The sequence below is a fragment of the Nocardiopsis sp. NPDC006832 genome (assembly GCF_040635885.1).
Classification (GTDB): domain Bacteria; phylum Actinomycetota; class Actinomycetes; order Streptosporangiales; family Streptosporangiaceae; genus Nocardiopsis.
The window spans coordinates 61,358-84,453 of the sequence record NZ_JBEYLC010000015.1 but is presented as its reverse complement, the minus strand read 5'-3'; the positions used below and the strand labels follow the sequence as shown (position 1 = coordinate 84,453).

The 23,096-nt window shown below is 66.2% G+C and carries 13 protein-coding genes; 7 read left to right on the top strand and 6 right to left on the bottom strand.

From position 1 onward, the window contains the following. Nucleotides 1-17 precede the first annotated feature (17 nt). Nucleotides 18-4,724 carry a DEAD/DEAH box helicase gene (locus ABZ717_RS10180; protein ID WP_358507937.1) on the bottom strand — a complete coding sequence of 1,569 codons (4,707 nt, stop codon included), beginning with the start codon at nucleotides 4,722-4,724 and terminating at the stop codon, nucleotides 18-20. Next, the gene (locus ABZ717_RS10175) at nucleotides 4,721-8,128 is read right to left on the bottom strand and encodes a hypothetical protein (RefSeq protein WP_358507935.1); all 3,408 of its coding nucleotides are present in this window, start codon (nucleotides 8,126-8,128) and stop codon (nucleotides 4,721-4,723) included. Before ABZ717_RS10175 ends, ABZ717_RS10180 begins: the two co-directional genes overlap by 4 nt. 133 nt (nucleotides 8,129-8,261) lie before the next feature. On the opposite strand from ABZ717_RS10175, the gene ABZ717_RS10170 reads away from it, so the two are divergent. The 4 genes from ABZ717_RS10170 to ABZ717_RS10155 all read left to right on the top strand — a co-directional run bounded on the left by ABZ717_RS10170 (nucleotide 8,262) and on the right by ABZ717_RS10155 (nucleotide 16,861). Continuing rightward, on the top strand, nucleotides 8,262-10,325 hold the full coding sequence (locus tag ABZ717_RS10170) for an N-6 DNA methylase (protein WP_358507933.1): 2,064 nt from the start codon (nucleotides 8,262-8,264) through the stop codon (nucleotides 10,323-10,325). A gap of 67 nt (nucleotides 10,326-10,392) precedes the next feature. Beyond that, on the top strand, nucleotides 10,393-12,402 hold the full coding sequence (locus tag ABZ717_RS10165; RefSeq protein ID WP_358507931.1) for a class I SAM-dependent DNA methyltransferase: 2,010 nt from the start codon (nucleotides 10,393-10,395) through the stop codon (nucleotides 12,400-12,402). Between the two features lie 353 nt (nucleotides 12,403-12,755). Then, nucleotides 12,756-13,694, top strand: coding sequence for a hypothetical protein (locus tag ABZ717_RS10160; RefSeq protein ID WP_358507929.1), 939 nt, complete (start codon nucleotides 12,756-12,758; stop codon nucleotides 13,692-13,694). Next, a complete protein-coding gene (locus ABZ717_RS10155; protein WP_358507927.1) occupies nucleotides 13,691-16,861 on the top strand; it encodes a type I restriction endonuclease in 3,171 nt (1,056 codons plus the stop codon). The genes ABZ717_RS10160 and ABZ717_RS10155 overlap by 4 nt, the downstream gene beginning before the upstream one ends. Before the next feature lie 130 nt (nucleotides 16,862-16,991). On the opposite strand, the gene ABZ717_RS10150 is transcribed toward ABZ717_RS10155, so the two are convergent. Genes ABZ717_RS10150 through ABZ717_RS10140 form a run of 3 tightly spaced genes read right to left on the bottom strand, consistent with a single transcriptional unit; the run spans nucleotide 16,992 to nucleotide 18,258 of the window. After that, a complete protein-coding gene (locus ABZ717_RS10150; protein ID WP_358507925.1) occupies nucleotides 16,992-17,219 on the bottom strand; it encodes a DUF397 domain-containing protein in 228 nt (75 codons plus the stop codon). After that, nucleotides 17,219-17,416, bottom strand: coding sequence for a DUF397 domain-containing protein (locus ABZ717_RS10145; RefSeq protein WP_358507923.1), 198 nt, complete (start codon nucleotides 17,414-17,416; stop codon nucleotides 17,219-17,221). Before ABZ717_RS10145 ends, ABZ717_RS10150 begins: the two co-directional genes overlap by 1 nt. A gap of 2 nt (nucleotides 17,417-17,418) precedes the next feature. Then, entirely contained in the window at nucleotides 17,419-18,258 is an 840-nt protein-coding gene (locus ABZ717_RS10140) for a helix-turn-helix transcriptional regulator (RefSeq protein ID WP_358507921.1), read from the bottom strand. Between the two features lie 223 nt (nucleotides 18,259-18,481). On the opposite strand from ABZ717_RS10140, the gene ABZ717_RS10135 reads away from it, so the two are divergent. Beyond that, a complete protein-coding gene (locus tag ABZ717_RS10135; RefSeq protein WP_358507917.1) occupies nucleotides 18,482-19,261 on the top strand; it encodes a DUF5753 domain-containing protein in 780 nt (259 codons plus the stop codon). 122 nt (nucleotides 19,262-19,383) lie between these two features. After that, a complete protein-coding gene (locus ABZ717_RS10130; protein WP_358507911.1) occupies nucleotides 19,384-19,956 on the top strand; it encodes an ATP-binding protein in 573 nt (190 codons plus the stop codon). Nucleotides 19,957-20,687: 731 nt separating this feature from the next. On the opposite strand, the gene ABZ717_RS10125 is transcribed toward ABZ717_RS10130, so the two are convergent. Beyond that, complete coding sequence (locus ABZ717_RS10125; RefSeq protein ID WP_358507909.1) at nucleotides 20,688-21,278, bottom strand: hypothetical protein; 591 nt, start codon at nucleotides 21,276-21,278, stop codon at nucleotides 20,688-20,690. A 214-nt stretch (nucleotides 21,279-21,492) separates the two neighbouring features. Between ABZ717_RS10125 and ABZ717_RS10120 the strand changes: the two genes are divergently transcribed. Further along, nucleotides 21,493-23,079 carry a serine/threonine-protein kinase gene (locus tag ABZ717_RS10120; protein WP_358507907.1) on the top strand — a complete coding sequence of 529 codons (1,587 nt, stop codon included), beginning with the start codon at nucleotides 21,493-21,495 and terminating at the stop codon, nucleotides 23,077-23,079. The last annotated feature ends 17 nt before the right edge of the window (nucleotides 23,080-23,096 follow it).

Genomic DNA, 23,096 nt, shown 5'->3' with positions numbered 1-23,096 from the left:
CTCCCGGCCCCAGGCCTTCAGCCTCGGTTCAGCAGTGACTCCAATGCGTGCAACGCCGCGTCTCGACGAAGTCGATCGTGGAAGTACTGGTTGCGGTAGTTGCGCAGGCAGCTGTAGCAGGAGGTCTCCACCCCGCAGTCACACGCCGTGACCCGGTCCAAGGCCGCCTTCATGACCTCGGGGAAGTTCGCGGCGATCCGGGTGGCACCGCCGGCACCACCGGGAACCGTGTCGAACAGCACCAGGGCCATGGTGCCCGCCGTCCTTCGGAAGGTCGCTCCATCGATGTCGTCACGGCTGATGTCCAACACCGAAGAGGCACCCTCCAACAGCGCGTACAACAGGGAGTATCGGACCGGTTCGGAGGCGCGTCCGATGTCCAGACGGCCACCGAAGGAGATCTCCACGATGTCGGTCTCGTACCGATGGGCCAGGGACAGGTGGGCGAGTGGACCCTCGCACCGATTCCCCTTCAACGGATTCTCGTGCTCGGTGGGCGTCTTGCCGGTGGCCGTCCCCGTACCCCAGCCACACCAGCCGCAGATCCGGAAACCGTGCCCTCCGGGGCCGTCGGAGATCGCCACCAACTCACCTCTGCTGCCCGCCTGACACAGGACCTCGCCCCCGCCGGGCAGGGGCCAGATGTGGTTCTCGGGATCGGCCGCCAACCGCAGTACGTTGGTGGAACCATGCCAGGAACGCTGCGGGGGCGTCATCCCGGCGGGTTGCACCTTGGCGCTGGCGACGAAGCCGAACTCGGGAACGATGTACTTGGTCCTGCCTCCTCGGGCGGCCACACCGCAGGAGCGACACACACCTTCCAGCGGGTCCTTGGACTCGTCGTAGAAACCACAGTCGGCGCACACCCGGTAGTGGTGGGGGTGCAGTTCACGTCCGGGGAGCCGGTAGATGCCCGCCGAGGTCCACTTCTTCCCGCCCGCGATGATGGAACTTCCAGGGGCGTACTCGTAGATGGCCGAACTACGGTCCCGCGCCAGTTCCAATCGCCTGCCGACGGGCTCTCCCGAGTGATGGGTGCGCAGTTCGACGGTGTCCACCGGGAAGCCGTACTTGGGCAGCACGTTGCGAGTGGCGAGGAAACCCAGGAGCGGGCGCCGTACCACCGTGTTGATGGTCTTACCGAACCGCTCCGCCAACATGTCCTTGCGTGCCTCGAAGGCCTCCACCCGGCGCCGTTCGAAGTCCTCGACGTCTTGGGTCACCTCCAGGCGGATCCTCTCCAAGAGCTCGGTGAGCCCGCCGACCCAACCGCCTCCCGCCACGTCGATCTCCTGCGCGATCTCCAAGGGAAGGATCCTGAGCAGGGCCTCGGTGACGTGGCCCGGTACGGGGGAGAGGAAGTCGACGACCCGGGTGGCGGGAGCCGGCCGGTCCTCGTCACCGGACAGGAAGAACTCCCCCACCTTGTTCCAGGACTCGCCGGTGGTCTGGAACCAGTACCGGAAGAACGCCGCCATCGCCACCGAGTGCGCGTGCCGGCGGTCGATCCGGATGTTGGCGAGCGGCACGTAGGGCGCCCGCACCTCTCCGGCGATCATCTTCTCGGGTTCCTGGTATCGGAACAGGTCGTGGGAGCGACGTTGCGCGTAGGTGACCACCAAGGCCGCGGAGTCCGAGCGCCGTCCGGCCCGCCCCGCACGCTGTACGTAGTTGGCCGTGGTGGGCGGCATGTTGCGCATGAACACCGACTGGAGCTCGCCCACGTCCACGCCGAGTTCGAACGTGGTCGAGCAGGACAGCGCGTTCACCCGGCCCGTGACGAATTCCTGCTGCACGTTGGCCGCCTCCCGCGCCGACCACTGCGCGGTGTGCTCCTGAGCGGTCAACGCGACCGGGTTGAGCGTCCGGTATAGGTGCCGGTAGTGGTCGGTGTCCTTGTCGGCGTCGGGGATGTCGTAGGGGCGCAGCGTCCCGGGACAGTTCATGGTCGGACACACACCGCGCACCGACACCGGATGCAGACGCCGACAGGCGTCGCACTGGTAGGGGGCCTTCTCCGGAGTCACCAGGGACACCTCCAGCCCCTCGTGGTCGACCTGGTAGAGCGTTCCCAGCACACGGTCGTCCGTCGGGACGAACCAACCCTCGGGCATGTCCCGGAGCAAGTCCCACACCTTCTCCAGCACCTTCCGCGCCGGTACGTCATCCTCGGAGACCCCCAGCCGCTTCAGAACCCTTTCCAGGTAGTTGAGCCGTCGGTTCTGCCCCGAGGTCGGCACCCAACTGATCACCTTGCGCGCACGGTCAGCGCCATCTCGACGCACGTACACCGGACCGAGCCGGGGCATGAACGCCTCGTCGTCGGCGGCCACGCCCTCGGGCATGCTGAGGGCGCCCTGTTGACGCAACGTGCGCACCAGCTCCCCGAACAGGTCCCACACCTCGTCCTCGTCCAGCCCGAGCCGCTCGGTGAACGCGGGAGGCAGAGACACCCCCTCGGGTTGGGTCAGGTCCGCCCTGAGCAGGCCGCGCCCTTCCAACGACTGGCGGTCGTCGGTACTGACCAACTCACTCATCACCCAGGGCCCGACCCTGGACGCACGCTGACGCTTGGACACCTTGCGGCCGAACAACCCGGCGCGCTTGGCGGCTTGAGCGGTCTCATCGATCAGGTCGTCGATTCGCAGCTCGTCGTCCGGGTCGTGGATCGTGGTCATGCCCTCCAGGACGAGACGCCGGTGCTGGAACGTTCCGTAGCTGGTCTCCAGGTAAGGCGCGAAGAACGCCGCGGCCTGGCGGCTGTCGTTGAACATCAGCAGCTTGCGTCCGCCCCCGGGCTGATCGGCGACCTGTGCGTTCGTGTCCTCGGGCAGGGCCTGGTACAGCGCGGTGGCCACGACGGCGGCGGAGGCATCGTTACCACTCTCGAACCGGCGCAGGGTGTGGGTGCCGAGCGCGCCACAGTTCAGACACCGGGCGGCACGGTCGCCCTGCGTCTTGATCAGTCGGACTTCGCGTAGGGAACGCTCGGGACACTCGATCGCGCACGCGCCGGAGGGCGAGTCGACCAGGGACCCGCAGCCCACGCACAGGTAGGCGTTCCGGGTGTTGAGTTTGTTCGCCTGCTCCAGGGTGTCGTCATCGTCGTCGACGGTGATCGGCGTGCCGCCCAGGTGCAACCAGTCGGGCTTCTTCTGCCGCGAGGTCTGTGGAACAAGACGTGCCCCGCGCCCCTCCGCCTCGATGCTTCCCACCAGGTACAGGTCCCCGCACCTTTTGCAGGAGCCGATCTCGAAGCTGGGTGCCGAGCAGGTCTCGCAGGTCTCGTGCCGGGCCAACGACACGTGCGGTCCCTGATCGGTCAGACAGGCGAACGCGCCGTCGGTGGCCCGGGTGAACAGGTGGTATCGGGCCGACAGCAGCGGTGTGCCATCAGTGTCGCGGAACGCGCTGGCCAACGCGACCAGGTCCGCCAAAGCCCGTACTCGATCGGCGGCGGTCAACCCTTCGGTCCCGGAGACGGTCTCGGGGACGGCACCGAACAGTTCCTCCGCCAGCTCCTCCAGAGGTTTGGGGCCGCCACGGGCCAACAGCACGCGCAGATGTTGCAATCGACGTTCCCCGGCCAGGAGCGTGAAGGAGGAAGGAGCCTCGGCTCCGTGCTCGGCCGCGACGCTTCGCAGGGCGTGGTCGGGGTCGTCGTCCTCGCGTACGTTGCGGTAGTCCAACGCGGACAGCGGACCCCACGTGGAGTGGGGCATGGTGTCCCGGTGGGTGGCACGGATCAGGTCCTGCCTGGTGGGATCACCGTCATCCCAGTCGAATGGTGCGTCGAAGAGACGCTGGGCGAAGGTGGTGACCGCGCTCGCGTCGTCGCCGACGGTCGCGCTGGTGGCGATGCACCGGAGTTGTTGACCACGGGCGACGCGGTCACGCAGCCGGCGCAGCAGCATCGCCAGTTCCGCGGCCTTGGCCCCGTCGTAGACGTGCGCTTCGTCCACGGCGATGAACTTCCAGTGCCCGGCGTGCTCGCCCTCGAACAGGTCCAGGTCCGCCGGGCGCAACAGCAGGTACTCCAGCATCGCGTAGTTGGTCAGCAGTAGATGCGGCGGACTCTTGCGCATCTGCTCCCGGCTGAGGAGTTCGTTGTGCGGAGGGTTCTGGCCCGGGTGCAGGGCCCTGAAGGAATCCAGGGCCTGCTGTTCGGTCTCCTTGGTCTCCCCGGTGTAGCGACCGAAGGTGATGTGCGGGCTGGTGGCCAACAGCGTCTCGCGCAGTCGTTTGAGCTGGTCGTTGGCCAGCGCGTTCATCGGATACAGCAGGATGGCTCGAACCCCGGGGCCCAGTTCGCCGCGTTCGTGCTCGGCCTGGAGTTCGTTGAGGATCGGCAACAGGAAGCTCTCGGTCTTCCCCGACCCGGTCCCGGTCGCCACCACCAGGTTGCGGCCCTGACGGGCCTTGCGGATCGCCTCCTCCTGGTGGTTGTACAGCGGTCGGTCGAGATGGACGGCCGGGCCGGTGGGTGAGGCGAACCCGGGGGAGAGGACACCTTCCTCGACCAGTTCGCGTGGTGTTCGACCGGTTTCGTAGGCCGGGGTGGCCTCCAACAGCGGCCCCTTGCTCAGCAGGGGGCTGTCGGAGATCTGCTCGGAGAGCGCGTCCGCCAGGGCCGGGTCTCGCAGCGGCAACAGCGAGCCCAGGTAACGGCGGTAGCCGTCACCGATCAGTGCGCTCACGTCGATGGGGTCGAATCGGGAGGTCATCGGTTCTGCTCCTTGGCGAAGTGGGCGCGTTCGGCCCCGGCGAGGGCCAGTTCGGCCAAGACGATGTCGATGCGGACGAGGTCGGGAGCGTGCCGGGCCAGGTCCCCCCAGACCGCGCGTTGCCCACGGGCCAGGGAGGCGAAGGCGGGTACGCCGCGTGCGGCCAACCGTGCGGACAGGGCCAGGGCCAGGGACGCGGCGGGCAGGTTGCGCCAGCGGGCGGCGCCCGGGGCGTGGCGTGGTTCCAGCAGGTCCAGGACGGGACGGCGGTAGGTCTGGTCGAGGCGTTTGGCCAGGTGCAGGACGCTCCCGGCGATGTCGGGCGCGGCGGAGCGTATCCGGTGCATGGCGGGTCGATCACGTGCGCTGAACAGCCCCAGAGCGGCCTGGGTGCGTGAGTCCTCGTCCAGCAGGGCGCGTGGGACCACCCGGGCCGCCTGCCAGATCGCGGTGACCTGGTCCGGTGACATCCGGGCCAGGTGCTCGGCGTTGGTGTCGAACCTGCCCGCGCCCGAGGCCGGGTCCGCTTTCCCCCGAAGCAGGGTCATGGCGATCCCACCACATCGCCGTTCCAACTGTTCCATCAGCTCGGCGTGGTCGGGGTCGGAGACCTCGGCGTCGATCAGGGGCATGAGGTCGCTGGTGGCCAGGGCGGCCGCTGCGGGCAGACGGTGCCACAGTTCCGCCGCCTGCCGCACGGGCACGCGCCCACCCGCTGGAGAGGCGACGAGTCCTCCGGTGACCAGTGCCCATACGCTCTCGGTGGCGGACAGCTCGGAGTCGCCGTGGGCCATGAGCGCCGGCAGCGGTGTGTTGCCCAAGGCGTCGGCACAGGCGATGATCCGCTCTGGGGGCACACCGGAGCGGGCCAGGAGGTCGGAGGCCCCCAGCACCCGCCACAGGCGAACGGCGTTGTCACGCGAAAGCGGCAGGGAGTCCAGGCCGTCCCCGGTGGCGAAGGCGGCGCACAGTCTTTCCTCCTCCTCGTCGGAGCCGGTGGGTCGCCCCTGGGCCGGGCAGCCCAACACGTTCGGGTCGTCGCTCCCGGGCCAACGGGGATGGTCGGTGACCGACCACGGGTCCTCTACGGCCAACAGCAGCCGCATGGGCCCGGCCTCGCGCAGCTCATCGGGGAGGGGAACGCGCCCGTCCACTGGTACGGGTAGTACGACCGGTGCCCGCCACGGTGCGCCGCGCAGGTACACGGCCGCGCTGACGTCGTCGATACCGGCGAACCCTTCGAGTTCGATCACCCCGTCGCGGACCTCCGCGCCGCTCGCGAACCTCCTGGGCCGCACGACGGCCACGGGCATCGGTGTCGAGCCATGCCCCACGACCAGACGCAGATGGCGCCGCGCGGCGGCCGTCTCCACGAGCTGCCCGAGGGGATAACGGTGCGTGTTCGCCCCGAGTACCGAGATCGCGTCCACCCGCTGGACGACGTCCGTGCCCTGCAAGGCGAGCAACGGGCCGGGGCCCGGTTCGCCCTCGGGTACCCGCACGAGCAGGTCACCCGCATCCGACACGGACTCACAGTCCAACCGCGCGGCTTCGACGCGCCACTGCGGGGACGTCTCACCGGTGGTGAGCAGACGCAGGTGCGGGGGCTCGACCAGTAGGGACACCACCGAGGTTCCGGCGCGCACGGTGACGGGACGGGCCACCACCCGAGGACCGAACCGCGGATGGGCGGGCTCGACCTCGACACCGTCGGCGGCCGCCAAACGCGTCTCGGCCGGCACCAGCCCTCCTGGTTCGATGACGCGCACACGTGGTGTGTGTCGGGCGTCGAGCCCCTCGACGATGGTGATCTGCCGGCTCAACCCACGCCCGAGCGGGCCCCGAACGTTCACGGTGTAGGAGCCCACCACGGGCGATCGCAGGTCCGCCAGAAGGACGACGTCCTCACCGGAGTCCGCCCGTACGCGAGAGATCAGGCGCCCCTCCTCCGCTGACCGCACCTCCACCGACCACTCCACCGACACGCCCTCCGCCTCGGGCAGGACCACGGAGGGCCGGTGCGGGTACACCGGTGCCCCGAGCGGGGTGGTCGCGCCGGGAACGGGTTCGGGCAGTTCCAACCGGGGTCGCTCCCGGCCCTGGGCACGGTGGTGGGAACCCCCTTCCAACCGGATCGAGTCGCCCCGGTACAGCTGTAGCCGACGCAGGGACCACCCCTCCCAGCCATAGGGCACGTCGGACTCGCCCAGTTCCTCCACCGTCTCGGATTTTTCGAGCACGTGGTCGCCGGGATGCATCACCCACACCGGCCCGGGCGACAACGTCGCGTCGGTACCGGTCAACGCACCGGAGTCGTCGAAGACCAGGAGCGGGTCCAGCGGATCGATCAGGTCCAGTTGCTCGCGTACCCCGAGCCCCTGCGGGGTGACGTTCACCGAACGGGTGGGGCGGGCGAGCGCGAACACGGTCGGTTCGGCCGCCGCGCCCCAACGACGGCGGGTACGCACGGTGTGGGTGCCCTCGTCGGTGGTGACCTCCCACGAGACGTCGAGGTCGTCGGTGCCGTCCAGAACCGGCAGGACGACGTGGATTCCGTGGACGAAGGGATCCAGACGCAGACGTGCTCGGGCCGCGCGGGGCGTGGCGGATTGCCAGAGCGGTTGTCGGGGGAGGGCGCCCCGACCCGCCGCGCGCTCCAACGCGGCTACCGCCGGGGCGTGGAACCGCTGGGGTAGCCCCACCTCCCGAGGAGCGGCGTCGGGGTCCTCGCGCAGGAGATCCATCAGTTGCATGCATCGCTCGATGGTCTCCAGGGCGTAGTCACCACCGGAGGAGATGAACCTGTCGGCCGGCATGTCCAGGTCCCTGAGCCGGTGACGACCGGAGACGGCCCACAGGTGGAACCCGTACGCGTCCAACCCGGGTTCCACCGCGCTCCGGTGCAACAGCAGGTCGAAGACGTCACCCAGGCAGTAGGTGGGGATCCCCGAGTGCATCAGGATCGGATCCACGTAGGGGTAGCTCATCCCGGGGAAGGTGTCCACGCCCAGGATTTCCAGGGAGCGCAGGAAACGGGTGCCCCAGGCTTCGGTCTTGCGACGCGAACTGGGGACCTTCGTGCTCTCCCACAACGCCGGCCAGAAGGTGCCGTGGGCGTAGCGCCTGGTGGCCACCCCCACTGTGACCGCCGTCAGGCAGGCGGGCCAATGGTGCAGGTTCGAGCGCCCGTACACGTCGAGTTCCCGGGTGAAGATCGACCCCAGCGCCCGAGCCGCCTGGTCGAGTTCCTTCGCGTTGAAGGGCGCCTCGGAGACGAGGGAGACCGACTCCAGGTGCGGACGCCACTCGGCCTCGCGAATGTCGAGCAACTGCCGTGGTGTGACCTTCTGCGGGTGGGCTTCCGGTTCCTCCTGCTCGAAGGGCAGGGGAAGGGGCAAGGACATGGCCGGACTCCAGGGGGTGTGTCGTCGGATGGAGCGGTGATGCCGATGCCATCAACATAGGGACTGCCTGAAAACATTGTCAACCTGAGTAAGGCTGTGGTGTACTGTTCACGACCGAGGAAAGGAGGCTTCGATGGCGCAGAACACGACTGTCACCGCGGCCGACATCGCGCGCATCGCGCAGGTGAGCCGGACCACGGTCAGCAACTGGCGCAAACGCCATGGGGACTTTCCCGAACCCGTGGGAGGCAACGGAAACCGGGCGTTGTTCGACCTGGCTCAGGTCGAACGGTGGTTGGCCGGCAGCGACCGCATGCCCGAACGCGCCCCCCACGAACAGGTCTGGGAGCGGATCCGGGTGACGTCTGCCGAGGAGGGCGATCTGGGAGAGGTCGTCGCCGATGTCCAGGAACTGTTGCTCCACCTGTCCCAGGGACGGGCCACGAAGAAGGCGGCGGATCGGGTGGCCAACCACCAGGGAGGCACCGACCTGGCCGAAGCCGTGCGAGGAGCGGCCACCACCCCGGACGCCGCCCGGGAACTGTCCGGACACCTGCACGAGGCCTACCTGGGCGCCCTGGGCGGCAAGGCGCACCTCAGCCCCGCCCCCCTGGCACACCTGATGGTCGACCTGGCCGACGTACGCGGAGCCGAGGTCTTCGACCCCGCCTGTGGCACCGGCTCCCTGCTGCGCACCGCATCGAAGGACGGAGCGGTGGGCCTGTACGGACAGGAGATCGAGGAAGCCGGCGCGCGCCTGGCCCAGGCACTGGTCGGACTGGTGCCCAGCGGAGCCCCCGGGCGGGTCATGGGAGGAGACTCCCTCACCGCAGACGCCTTCGACGGACGTCACTTCGACGCGGTGCTGTGCAACCCGCCCTTCAACCAACGTGACTGGGGCGCCGACGAACTCGCCTACGACGAACGATGGGCCTACGGAGTCCCACCTCGCTCCGAATCCGAACTCGCCTGGATCCAACACTGCCTGGCCCACACCCGCCCCGGCGGCCGCGACGTCGTACTCATGCCCCCTGCGGCCGCCTCCCGGCCCTCGGGCCGCCGCATCCGGCGGGAACTGCTTCGGCGGGGAGCGCTGGCGGCCGTCATCGCTCTGCCGATCGGTGCGGCCGCGCCCCTGCACGTGGGGTTGCACCTGTGGGTGCTGGAACAGCCGGAGACGGAGGCCGTGCAGCGGCACCGGGTGCTCTTCGTCGACACCGAGAGCGATCGTGGTGGGGGAGAGGATCGCAGGCCCGCGGACTGGGACGAGCTACGCGATCGAGTGGGTCGGAGTTGGCGAACGTTCCTGGACGGGCCCGACACGGTGGTGGACGAGACAGGGTTCAGCCGGGCCGTGCCCGTGGTCGAATTGCTGGACGACAGCGTGGACCTGACCCCGCAGCGCCACCTGCCCGCCACCGTCCCCGAGGTGAGTCCGGCCCAGGCGCACAAGGGCGTGGGCAAGGTCAGACGAAGACTCCTGCGCACCCTGGAGGACACACGTTCGTCCGTCCCCGGTGTCGGGTGGGGCGCTCGTGAGCCGGGGGAGTGGCGGATGACCACCCTCGACGACCTGTCCCGGTCCGGGGCCCTGGCCGTCTATCGGGCACCGGTTGTACCCGTCGTCGATCTGGATGAGGGCACCGGGCCAAGGGTGCTCACCCCCGGCGACGTCAACGGTGGTGGCGAGGCGAGCAAGCGCCTCGCCGAACCGGTGGAGCCGGAAACCACGGGACACCAGGTGATCCAGGAAGGGGACGTGCTCATCCCTTCGGCTATGACCAGGAGCGGGGCCTCCAAGATCCGGGTGGTCACCGGGATCGACGCCGGTGCGCTCTTGGGGAACCCGCTGTACCTGGTGCGTCCGGACCCCGCCCACCTCGACGCGTGGTTCTTGGCCGGCTTCCTCGCCGATGAGGACAACCTGCGCCGGGCAGGACAGGGCTCGACGATCCTGCGCGTGGACTTTCGGCGGTTGCGCGTGCCGCTGCTGCCGCTGGCGGAACAGCACCGCTACGGCGCGGCGTTCCGCGAGCTGCACGAGTTTCGGCAGCGGCTGGAACAGGCCCGTGATACCGCCGGTGAACTGGGAGAACGCCTCACCAGCGGACTGCGAACGGGGCTCTTGGAGCCGCCGGTCGAGCCGCCGCCGGCGGGCGCCGAGGAACCCGTGGAAGAGGTCACGGGAACCCCGTGAATCAGACAGACTTGAACCAACCCCGCTGCATGCCCCTTCAGGCGCACACCCCTTCGGAAGGACCCCGGTGAATTCGAGTACCCATCAGGAGATGGTGAGCTTCGTCTGGTCGGTCGCGGACCTGCTCCGCGGTGACTACAGGCAGTCGGAGTACGGCAAGGTCATCCTGCCGTTCGTCGTGCTGCGTCGCTTGGACTGTGTGCTGGAGCCGACCAAACAGGCGGTGCTGAGCGCACACGAGAAATTCAAGGACAAGCCCGTCCACCACGAGTTCGTGCTGCGGGCGTCGGGGCACAGCTTCTACAACACCAGCCCGTTGACCTTCGAGCGCATCGCCGCCGACCCCTCCCAAACGGCGAACAACCTCACTCACTTCATCAACGCTTTCTCCTACAACGCCCATGAGGTGCTGGAGAAGTACGAGTTCGAAGGTCAGATCCGAAAACTGGACAACTCCGGCCTGCTCTACCAGGTGGTGGGCAAGTTCGCCGACCTGGACCTGTCTCCGGATCGGATCTCCAACGTCCAGATGGGTTACATCTTCGAGGAGCTTCTCCGTAAGTTCTCCGAGATGTCCAACGAGACCGCTGGTGAACACTTCACCCCGCGTGAGGTCATCAAGCTGATGGCCAATCTTCTCTTGGCTCCGGATGAGGACGTTCTGCGCACCCCCGGCATCATCCGCCAGATCCTGGACCCGGCCTGTGGTACCGGCGGGATGCTCACCGAGATGCACGACCACATCACGGCCCTGAATCCGGATGCCAAGGCGGTCGTGTTCGGCCAAGAGCTCAACCCCGAGTCCTGGGCGATCTCGCGATCGGACCTGATGATCAAGGGCCAGGACCCCGAACACATCAAGTTCGGCAACTCCTTCAGCCACGACCGACACCAGAGCCGCAAGTTCGACTACATGCTCGCCAACCCGCCGTTCGGTGTGGAGTGGAAGAAGGTCAAAGACGATGTGGAGGCCGAGTACGAACTGGGCTCCTCCGGTCGCTTCGAAGCCGGGCTACCGCGCATCAATGACGGATCGCTGCTGTTCCTGCAACACATGATCTCCAAGATGAAGCCGGTCCAGCTCGACGAGGAGGGTGAGAAGCGGGGTGGCAGCCGTATCGCCATCGTCTTCAACGGCTCCCCGCTGTTCACGGGTGCGGCCGGCTCCGGTGAGTCCGAGATTCGCCGCTGGATCCTGGAGAACGACTGGCTGGAGGCGATCGTCGCCCTGCCGGATCAGTTGTTCTACAACACCGGTATCTCCACCTACTTCTGGATTCTGACCAACCGCAAGGATCGTGCCCATGAGGGCAAGGTCAAGCTGATCGATGCCCGCGAGCACTGGACCAAGATGCGCAAATCCCTGGGGGAGAAGCGCAAGGAGGTCAGTGCCGAGCAGATCACCGAGCTGACGCGGCTGTACGCGGACGCGCTGGGGGTGGTCGAGGACCCCGAGCACCCGCTGCACGGCAAGGTGAAGGTGTTCGGCAACGAGGACTTCGGATACCAGCGCATCACCGTGGAAAGGCCGCTGAAGCTGCGCTTCGAGGTCACCGAGGAGACGCTGGTCGAGCTGAGCGCCGCGTTGGACAAGGGCAAGAGCACCGCCAAATACGAGCAGAAGGCGGAGCTGGTCGAGGCGCTGCGGTCACTGGTGGGTGGTGAGCCGAGCATCAAGAAGACCGAGTTCGCCGATCGGGTCCAGCAGGCTTTGGCCGAGGGCGGTATCGCCAAGCCGCCGACGCCGGTGATGAAGGCCGTGTGGGGTGCGGTGTCGGTGCGCGACCCCGAGGGCGAGGTCCAGAAGAAGAAGGGCGAGCCGGAACCGGACACGGACCTGCGCGACTTCGAGAACATCCCGCTGGACGAGGACATCGACGCCTACATGGAGCGTGAGGTCCTGCCGCACGTTCCGGATGCGTGGGTGGAGAAGGACAAGACGAAGATCGGGTACGAGATCCCCTTCACTCGACACTTCTACGTCTACACGCCGCCAAGGCCGCTGGAGGAGATCGACACGGAGTTGAAGGAACTTGAGGCCGAGATCCAGCGGCTGCTTGGCGAGGTAACCAAGTGACTACTTCGACGCGTATGGTCAAGTTGGGGCGTATCGCCAGGACTATAAGTGGCGTAGGATTCCCTCACTCTTTTCAGGGAAGCGGGACTGGTGAAATTCCTTTCCTGAAGGTTTCGGATCTTTCATTGGCTGAGAATTCCCAAGGCGTGCGCGAGGCGAACAATTGGGTTAACAGGTCGACGCTTTCCGAATTGGGTGGCCGAGTTTCTCCTGTTGGGTCCGTAGTATTTCCGAAAGTTGGGGCGGCCCTCCTGAAGAATCAGAGGAGGGTTCTTCTGCGTGAAGCTGCAATGGATAATAACTTGATGTCTGTGGTTCCTCGGATTGGGGATGCTGCATTCTTAATGTATGCCATGACGACCATCGACATGGGGGAGCTTTCTGGGTCTGGTCCGCTACCTTATGTTAGTGAGTCACAGGTTAAAGATCTTTGGGTGCACTTCCCGGAAGTCGAAGAGCAGTGGCGCATTGCTGACTTCCTCGATGCTGAGGTTGGTCGGATCGGAAGTATTATGGCTGCTCGGAGATCTCAGATGAGAATATTTGAGGAGCGTGAGGCGAGCTTCATCTCTGAACGCCTATTTCCTGGAAGTATCGGACGTGCATCCGGAGAATTTCCCTGGCCGTGGTTGCCTCGCGCTGAGGAATCCCCAATTCTGGTTCGCCTTGGTTACCTTTGTCATGTTCAAGGTGGCGTTACTGTCGACGCATCGCGTGGGAGATCCGAGACTGATGTGACACGGCCTTATCTCCGAGTAGCGAATGTCAAGGCTGATCGGTTGGAGCTCGGTTCTGTTACTGAGATCACGGTTCCCAAAGCGGTAGCGGATCGCTCGGCGCTTCAGCCTGGAGATGTGTTGATGACCGAGGGTGGGGATATCGACAAACTCGGGCGTGGAACAGTCTGGAGTGGTGAACTCCCTGGAGCGCTGCACCAGAACCATGTGTTCGCCCTGCGACCGGATCCTGAGCGACTTGATGCTGAATATCTAGCACTGCTCACGCGCTCCCTGCATGGGCGTTGCTATTTTGAAGCAACCGGTGTTAAGAGCACCAATCTGGCTTCAACAAGTAGCAGCAAGGTCAAGTCTTTTCCTATTCCTCTTGTTTCCTTGGCAGAGCAGCACAAGGCTGCTGTCGAGGTGAACGGCTCACTTGCAGAGATTGGTCGCCTTCGCTCCGCCTTGGTGCGTCAGATCGACCTTCTGGAAGAGCGAAAGCGTGCGCTGATCACCGCTGCTGTCACTGGTCAGATCGATGTCACTACCGCGCGAGGAGCTGACGTGTCATGAGCCCCGTGTATGACGAGAACACCTTCGAAAGCCACATCGTGGCCTCGATGCTGGACCGTGGTTGGATCCAGGGCGACAACAGTTCCTACAGCCCCGAATTGGCACTGGACACCGCTCAGCTCTTCATCTTCATCGGTGCGACCCAGGCCGAGGTCTTCGATGAACTCATCAGCCGTTGCGGCAGCTCTCAGGATCAGGCCCAGGCCACCTTCGCCAAGACGCTCGCCAAGCGGATCAACACCGAGGGCACCCTCCATGTCCTTCGTAAGGGCATCACCGTCGAAGGACTGAAGTTCGCTCTCGCCTACTTCAAGCCCTCGCACACCATCGCCGAGAACGCCCTCGCCGAATACGACGCCAACCGGATCAGCGTCACTCGGCAGCTGCGTTACGCCACCCGAGACGACAGCCAGAACAAGGCGTTGGACTTGGGGTTGTTCGTCAACGGCCTCCCCGTCGCCACCGCTGAACTGAAGAACCCCCTGACCGGGCAGAACGTCAACGACGCCAAACGTCAGTACGTCCGTGACCGGGACCCGCGCGAACCGCTCTTCCACAAGCGCGCTCTCGTGCACTTCGCCGTCGACCCCGACCTGGTCTTTCTCACAACCAAGCTCGCCGGCAAGGACACCCGCTTCCTGCCCTTCAACACCGGTTCCGAAGGCCCAGGGAATACCGGCGGCGCCGGCAACCCACTCCCCACCGCCGACCAGAGCGGATACCGCACCGCCTACCTGTGGGAGACGGTCTGGGACGTCGACAACTGGCTCGACCTGCTAGAACGCTTCATCCACGTCAAGCGCGGCAAGGACGACAAGGGCCGCCGACGCGACACCGTCATCTTCCCTCGCTTCCACCAGTGGCACGCCGTGCGCCGCATGGTCGACCACGCCGCACTCCACGGCGCCGGGAACAACTACCTCATCCAGCACTCGGCCGGCTCGGGCAAGTCCAACACCATCGCCTGGCTCGCGCACCGGCTCTCCTCCCTGCACACCCCCGCCGACGTCTCCCTCTTGGACCCGGCCGCCGTCGCCAAGGGCCTTCAGCCCAACACCCCCGTCTTCGACAAGACCGTCATCATCACCGACCGCTCGGTCCTGGACAAGCAGCTTCAGGACACCGTCGGTGACTTCTCTCAGGTCGAAGGACTGGTCGGGCGGATCAGCGGCAAGGGTGGTTCCAAGTCCGCCCAGCTCGCCGAGGCACTGTCCACCTCCACCAAGCGCATCATCGTCGTCACCCTCCAGACCTTCCCCGCCCTGCTGGAGTACCTCAAGCGCGAACCCACCGAGATCCGAGGCGGCCGGTTCGCGATCGTGGTCGACGAGGCGCACTCCTCCCAGAGTGGTGAAGCGGCCAAGGACGTGAAGAAGGCCCTGCGTGACCTGGGCCTGGACGCCGACGACGACAGCGACGAGACCAACGGCGAGGACACCCCCAGGTCCACCGAGGACGCGCTACGCGAATCGGCCGCCTACCGGGGTCGCAGCGCCAACCTGTCCTACTTCGCCTTCACCGCCACCCCCAAGCACAAGACCCTCAACCTGTTCGGGGTGCGTAACGAGGCCACCGGTCTCTACGAGCCATTCCACACCTACTCGATGCGCCAGGCCATCGAAGAGGGCTTCATCCTCGACCCGATGCGCAGTTACATCACCTACGGCACCCAGTACCGCCTGCTGAACGCCAACACCGAGGACCGTGAGGTCGACGCGGCCAAGGCCAAGTCGCAGCTGGCCAGGTTCGCGCTGTTGCACGACTCCACGCTCGCCCAGCACGCAGAGACCATCGTGGAGAACTTCAACGCCGTCACCCGCAAGCAGATGGGTGGGCGGGCCAAGGCCATGGTGGTCACCCGTTCCCGGCAGGCGGCCCTGTGGCTGTACGAAGCGATCGGTAGCTACCTGAAGGACAGCGGAGCACCCGACCCGGGTGCCCTCCTCGCGGTCTCCGGTTCGCTCAAGAACCGGGCGGGTGAAGAGGTCAGCGAGCACAGCATCAACGGGTTCGCCGAGAGTGAGCTGCCCCAACGCTTCGCCGCGACCCTGGCGGACGACCCCACGGCCGTGAAGCGCAACGGCAAGGAATACCGGCTTCTCATCGTCGCCGACAAGTACCAGACCGGATTCGACCAGCCGCTGCTGACCACCATGTTCGTGGAGAAGTCCCTCAAGGGCGTTGCGGCGGTGCAGACCCTGTCCCGGCTGAACCGGACCCACCCCCTCAAGTCCCAGAGCGACCTGCGGGTGTTGGACTTCGTCAACGACGCCGAGGACATCCGGGACGCCTTCCTGCCCTACTACGAGCAGGCCGTGACCGCCGAGGCAGATCCGGACATCCTGCACACCATCTCCCATCGGGTCATGCACGAGTTCAACGTGCTGGTCCGGGACGAGATGCAAGGGTTCGCCGAAGCCTTCCACAAGCTGGACGTCCAGCCCGGCGCCGATAACCTGAAGAACCATCCCGAGCTCAACAGGTTCACGGCCCTGGCCGTCGAGCGGTTCGCTGCCTTGCTGGAGAGTGAGGAAGAGGACGAGCGCACCGACGCCGACCGTTTCCGCGCCGACCTGAACGACTACGTCACCAAGTACGCCTTCCTCTCCCAGATCATGCGCTACCCGGACACGGATCTGGAGCGCCTGTACCTGTACGGCCGGTTCCTGCTGCGGGTGCTGCCCGCACGCAAGGATGGGGGAGTGGACATCGGTGAGGTGGACCTGAGCCACCTGAAGCTGTTCCGTAAGGGCGAGAGTGACCTGAAGCTCAGTTCTGATGAAGACCAGGAGCTGCCCGGGTTCTCGGACGGGGCCGGCAGCGCTTACGACCCGAAGAAGGAACTGCTGTCGGAGATCATCGAGATCTTCAACGAGCACTTCGGCCAAGACCTCAGTGAAGCCGACAAGCTCATGATGGAGGAGCGCCTCCAGACGGTCATGGACGACCCCGACGTCGAGATGGCCGCCGTAAACAACGACGAGGGCGCGTTCCGGCACAAGTTCGACCCGGCGATGAAGAACGCCGTGATGGACCGATACGAGAGCGGGGTGGAGTTCACCGAGCGTTATATCGGTGAGCAGGACTTCCAGAGCTCCATCAACCGGGCGATGAGCCGGGCGGCCTACCGGCTACTGCGCCAACGCAACGGCCTCAGCGCCGCTTGAGCCGCAGTACTTGGCCTGCGAACTGTTCGGCCCCGCCTCGCTGACTCAAAGCAGGCAGGGCCGAACAGTTCGTGGTCTCATTCTGTTCGCCACAGGTACAAGATCGTCGAGAGGAAGAACGGTCAGTGTGTCAGGCGCCCTTGGCGATACCGAGGAAGGCCTGCCACTCGTCCGCCGCGAAGAACAGTGCGCCGTGCTTGCGGTTCTGTGTATCGCGGATGCCGGTAGTCGGACCTTCGGCCACCTCCACGCACTCACCCCGCTCGGCACTGTAGCTGGACTTGCGCCAAGGGTTGTGGGCGACCTCTGCGCAGGCAGCCTCACTCTGTGAGTAGCTGGACTTGAACCAACCTGTCATCAAGCCTCCTCAGGGAGCCCATTCTGGGTGGCGCTGAGAAGCGCCTGCCACTCGGCTGAGGGGAAGATGAGCATGCCAAGGTCACGATGCTTGGTGTCTCGTACGGCGGCCCCATTACCTATGTCGGCCACTTCGACACAGTTCGTCGACGTTCCGCTATAGCTGGACTTGCGCCAGTTTGCTGCGTACGGCCGCATAACTACTCCTTCTCCAAGGCTTGGGCGGCTTGTTCCAAGTATTCGAGGCTCTGTGCAGGACGCCAAGCATCTGCGAGTAGTCGTTCGAACACGTTGGTGTGCTGCGCCAAAGCGTCTTGATCGTCCCAGAAGAGACTTGTGTTGTCGTTGATAGTCACGAGCACCGACAACTCATCCAAGGTGAGCAGGGTGAATTCGCCGGTCACCAGTGCAGCGTGCGCTCCTGCCTCGAAGGGGAGTATCTGGAGGGTGACGTTTCGCTGCTCGGCGAGTTGAGTGAGTTGCCGAATCTGTTCGGCCATCACCTTAGAACCTCCGACGGTTGTTCGGATGGCTGCTTCGCTGATGATCGCCCACAGATGCGCGCCTCGTTCCTGCCAGGTGGCTTGCCTGGTAAGGCGAACCTCTACAGCGGCATCCACAACTTCAGGTGCCGCACTGGGCATTGTGCCCTTGAAGAGAGCGCGAACGTAAGCTTCGGTCTGCATCAAACCGGGGATGAGTACGGGTTCGTAGGTCCGGATGCGTCGTGCCTCGTTTTCAAGGCCGATGTAGGTGCCGTAATGGTCCGCGATGCCGCTGGACTGCCACCAGCCCGAGGAACGCGCTTCCTTGCGCACGTGTAGGAAGCGCTTGATGGCCTCGAAGTCAAGCTCGTAGTACTCCAAGAGACGTTCCAGGCTGCCAGGCCCTGGGATGGCCCCTTCGACCCCGGGTGTCTCCCAACGCGAAACGGTGGAGACGTTCACCTTGATGGCGCGAGCCACTTCGGAAAGCTTCCTACCTCCACGCAACTTGCGCAAATCGGTCGCAAGTTGCCATTGGGCGACGGTGGGGCTCATTGTCATGTCTTCCATACTGCACTGGCTCTTCGGCTCGGCAAAATTCCTCCAAGGGATTTGTGGATGCGGATTGCATCTGCGTGTTTCTCGGTGTCTACTGTAACCATCCCCCGACCCTCGGTAAGCAGAGGGTCGGACGTTGCCGAGGAGGTCGTCTGTGGTTGGTGAGTTTGGGATAGGTGTGCAGCTGGAGGGAGCGGGATGGGAGAGCTATGGGGGAGGGGTGTGGTCGACACGGAAGGAACGCGGGCTCTCCCTTCCCCTCGTCGCCGACCTGGTGCTGACCACACCCGAACTCCTCCAGGAGCTCGAATCAGGCGGCTGCGACCCCGGCCTCCGCATCGCCCGGGACCTCGATCGGGCGCTGAACGCCGGCGGTGAGCTCTGGAACTCTTGGGCCTCGGCGCACCTGGCGGCCCTCTTCCACTCCGACCGGCCGCCCACCATCACCGACGCTCTGAGCGAGGCCTTCCAGGTCCGGGCCTATGCGCCCCTCGTTCTCCCGGACCCCTACCTCACCGACTCCTACGCCGCCGCGTTGCACCGGCTCGAAGCCCCGATGAACCTTCCGCTCTCCACCAACGCCCCTGTCGAGGAGACTGGCCGGCTGCACCCCACCACCGCCACCACGCCCCACTGCCTGGTGGTCGACGAAATCGCCCTGACCCGGTACCTCGCACCGGCCGAAGTCCTGCGGGCCCAGCTCCTGCACCTGCACCATTTGGCCCAGCAGGACCGCGTCCCCGCCACCACCGGTCCCCACCCCGGGCTGCGTGGCGCCTTCTGGACGCTGTGCTACTCCCCGGCCCGCACTTTGGTCTACACCCCGCACCCCTGCGGTACCGGCCACTTCCACCGCGAATCGGCCACCGTCAAGGCTCACACCGACCTGTTCGCCACCCTCCAAGGGGTCGCCCTACCGGCCGAGGACTCCCTGCACCGCATCGCGGAACTCGCCGCGCGGCTCACCCCCAGTCCCCGCCAAGCCCTCACCGACCACTGACCGAGCACCGAACCATCCACACCCCGGCATGAAAAAGCTCTGGCGGGTGCGCCAACACCCCCAGAGCAGGCCGATCGAAGTTCCAACCATCCCGCTTCAAAGAACGAAGGAGTCTGACCGACATGTCCATTGTGCCTCAGCCGTTCCCGCCCGTGCACGTGCACCCCGCCCCCAAGCCCGTGCCCACCCTGGGTTTCCCGGGTCGCCGCTGGCCCTGCCTGCTCTACCCGGGCGACCTGGCACACCTGGCCATCATGCGCCGTGACCTGCACTGCGACCTGGCGGGCCTGGTCGGCCTGCACTCCGACACGGCCGCCGACATCGTCCTGTGCGCCAGCGAAATCTTCGCCAACGCCATCGATCACAGCCGATCCGGTGAACCCGACGGCAACGTCGTCCGCACCCTGACCATGCCCACCGCCACCACCCTGCGCCTGGGCGTCATCGACGACGGCCACCGCACCAGCCTCGCCCCGAACGACCCGCTGACCGAACCGGTCATCCCCACCGATCGCACCCTCACCGAATGGGAGGAGGCCGAACGAGGCCGGGGCCTGCTCATGGTCGAACACCTCTCCCAACGCTGGGGCAGCCGCAAGGTCCTGGACTTCCCCTTCTGCGAGGGTCTGGGCACCTTCCTGTGGGCCGAGTTCGCCTTCACCGGCCCCCGCGCCCCCTTCGGAGCCCTGGTATGAGCCCCGGACCTGTCACGGGTGAACTGCGCGCCGTGCTGGACGCGCCTCGGGGACAGCGCTTCTCCCGCCCCGGGGCCTCGTCCCCGAACATGGAGACCCCGCGTGCCCGCCGGCACGCCCTGGAACGGCGTCTACTCGTCCAAATGGCCGACAATCCCCATGGGGTCCTCCCACTCTGGGCACCCCTGTACTCCACCCGAGTGACCGAAGACGAGCGCCACGCCCACGAAGTTCCTGAACTCGAACGTCCTGAAGATCCGTGGAAACCCTCACCCGCTCCGCGACACCGGCCACGGCCGATGATTCCGAGTCCCCGCCCGGCTCCGGATGATGGCCCGCCTCCGCCCCGGCCGGCGCGTCCGCCATCGCCGCGCCGACCTCGGCGTCCGCACAGCCATCGCAAACCCCGTCGTCGCAGCTCGTACGTGGGCCGGCAGGTGCTCGGCTACATCCTGGCCACCGCTATCGGAGCACTCGCCCACCACCTGGTCCCGTTCCTGTCCTGACCCACACAGCGGGCCGGGCGCCCTCGCCGCCCGGCCCCGCCGCCTCACCCCGGAGCAGACTCCACAGGATGATCCTGGCGCCAGAACTTGTCCTCGCCGGTAGCGAGGATTAAATAATTCCAGGTCAGGGTAGGGGTATCCGGATTATTCCTGGACGCTCGTGCAGCGCACCCGTGGACGCGGATGGGCCCGTGCGATGACGGGCCCCGGTAGCTGACGTAGGAGTCAGTGACTCCGCCTGATGACGGCCTTCCCCCGCCTGTCACGCACCCAAGTGACCACGACGATGGTCACCGTGGTGACGAGTCCCAAGACGGGCAGGCTGATCCGGGTGAGCCCCCACAGGAGCTGTCTCGTCGGAGCGTTCTCGTAGAGGTCCTTGGAAGCGATGCCGAAATCAGTGTCCGGGTTTTCGCAGACGATGTCATGGGTGCCGGTCTCGGTGAGCTCCAGGGTTTGGACCAGGTTCCATTCCTCGGCCCCGAAGTAGTAGCCGCTCGCGGCGTGCAGCTCGGTTTCTCCATGAACGCCGGAAGGAGTGGTGACCATGCAGTAGCCGTTGAACTTCAGCCCATAGACTCCGATTTCCCCGAGATCCCCTTCCTCGACATCCAGCCGAACCTCCAGGTCGCGGCCCACCTCGCTGATGAAGTCGGGAGCGGGATGACGTACCCAGGGGCCCAGGGCGAGAAGGATTCCGAAGACCACCAGCGTGACGACGGCGCAGATCAGACTCGCGACGTAGCCACTACGCAGACGAGGCCTACCTGGAGTGTTGGGGGAATCAGGGGGCAAAGGTGTGGAAGTGGAGGACATCGCGACATTATGGCATCGGATCACGACCAAGGGTGAGCGGTGGGTCGGTGATGTCTTGTACCTGTGGATCGGAGCCGGTGCCCACTGTCCGGTTGAGGACCTTCGGCCGCGAGCCCTGATCCACAACCCCCGTAGGATCGCCCTTCGAGGACACAGCAGCCGCGTGGCCGGGCCGGTTGGGCGGTGGGCCGCGCCCGAGGCGGATGGGAGCCCGGTGCACACCACACCCGAGCGGATCGCCGACCGGTACGAACTCGTCGGCGTCATCAGCACCGGTGGCATGGGGCAGGTGTGGCGCGGTTACGACACCGTGCTCGACCGCCCGGTCGCGGTCAAGGTGATCCGCCCCGACGCGGTCGCCGATCCCACGCGCTACGACGAGTACGCCGACCGCTTCAAACGCGAGGCGCGCGTCACCGCTCGGATGGAGAACCCCGGGGTGCCCGCCGTCTACGACGCCGCCGTGGACAAGGACAAGGGCTCGCTGTACCTGGTGATGCAGCTGGTACGAGGGGTGTCGCTCTCCGACACCATCAATGAGGCCGCACCCCTGCCGGTGGCCACCGCGACGGCTGTGGCCGCCCAGGTCTGCGCGGTCCTGTCCGAAGCGCACGCGGTCCCCGTCGTGCACCGTGACCTCAAACCCGGAAACATCATGGTGGCCGACGACGGCACCGTGAAGGTCCTGGACTTCGGGATCGCCGCCGTGCTGCGCACCGACGTCACCCGCCTCACCCAGACCGGCAGCCCCCTGGGAACCTACGCCTACATGCCCCCCGAACAGGTACGGGGCCTGGCCGCCACCCCCGCCAGCGACCTGTACTCCCTGGGCTGCGTCCTGTACCAGATGCTCACCGGTCGGTCCGTCTTCCCCGACGACTACACGTCCTTCCAACTCCAGGTCGCACACGTGGGAGAGGTCCCCCTCCCCCCCTCCACACACCTGGAAGGACTGCCCTCGGACCTCGAAGAGCTCACCCTGGACCTGCTCGCCAAGGACCCCGAGGACCGCCCCGCCACCGCGCAGGACGTCTACGAACGTCTTGTCCCCCACCTTCCTCGGCCCGAGCCACTCGCCCCGGATCGTCCCCTTCCCCCCGGTGCCCTGCCCGACCCCACTCGTCCCTATCGGCGCCCGATCCCGCCCCGTCCCAAGGCGGTCGTGGCCGCCCCCACCAAGCCGTTGCCGCCCACCCCGGCGGAGGACACCCTCGATCTGGTACCCGCTCCGGGGCTGGCTCCCGGAGAACTGACCGAAGCGGACCAGCACGCCCAGGCCCTCATCGCCGAAGGACGCTTCGCCCAGGCCATCGGTGTCCTGGACGACGTGATCGACCCGGCCGCCGACGCATTGGGCGCCGAATCCGCCCAGGTGGTGGAGTTGCGCCTACTGCGGGCCAACGCGTTGGCCATCAACGGGGACGCGCGCCTGGCCCTACCGGAGTTCACCGACCTGGCCGACATCCTCGAACGCCAGGCGGGCCTACAGGACGAACGCGCCCTCATCTGCCGCGAACAGGCCGTGTACTGCATGGCGCAACTGGGACGGAACACCCAGGCCCTGAGGGAGGCCGAGCACGTTCTGGACCGATACCGATCGGTCTTTGGCGAACGCTCCGAGGACGCCTTGGACCTGCGTAGGCAGATGGCAATGTGGCGCCTTCGTTCGGGTGAGACCGAACAGGCCTCCTTTGAACTGCGCGCGCTGTACTCTGACCTGCGCGCGGCCTACGGCCCGGGCGCCCCCGAAACCCTCCAGGTCGCCGAACTCCTGGACCGGCTGGGACAGACCCCCGGCTGAGCCCGGCCGCCGCAGCG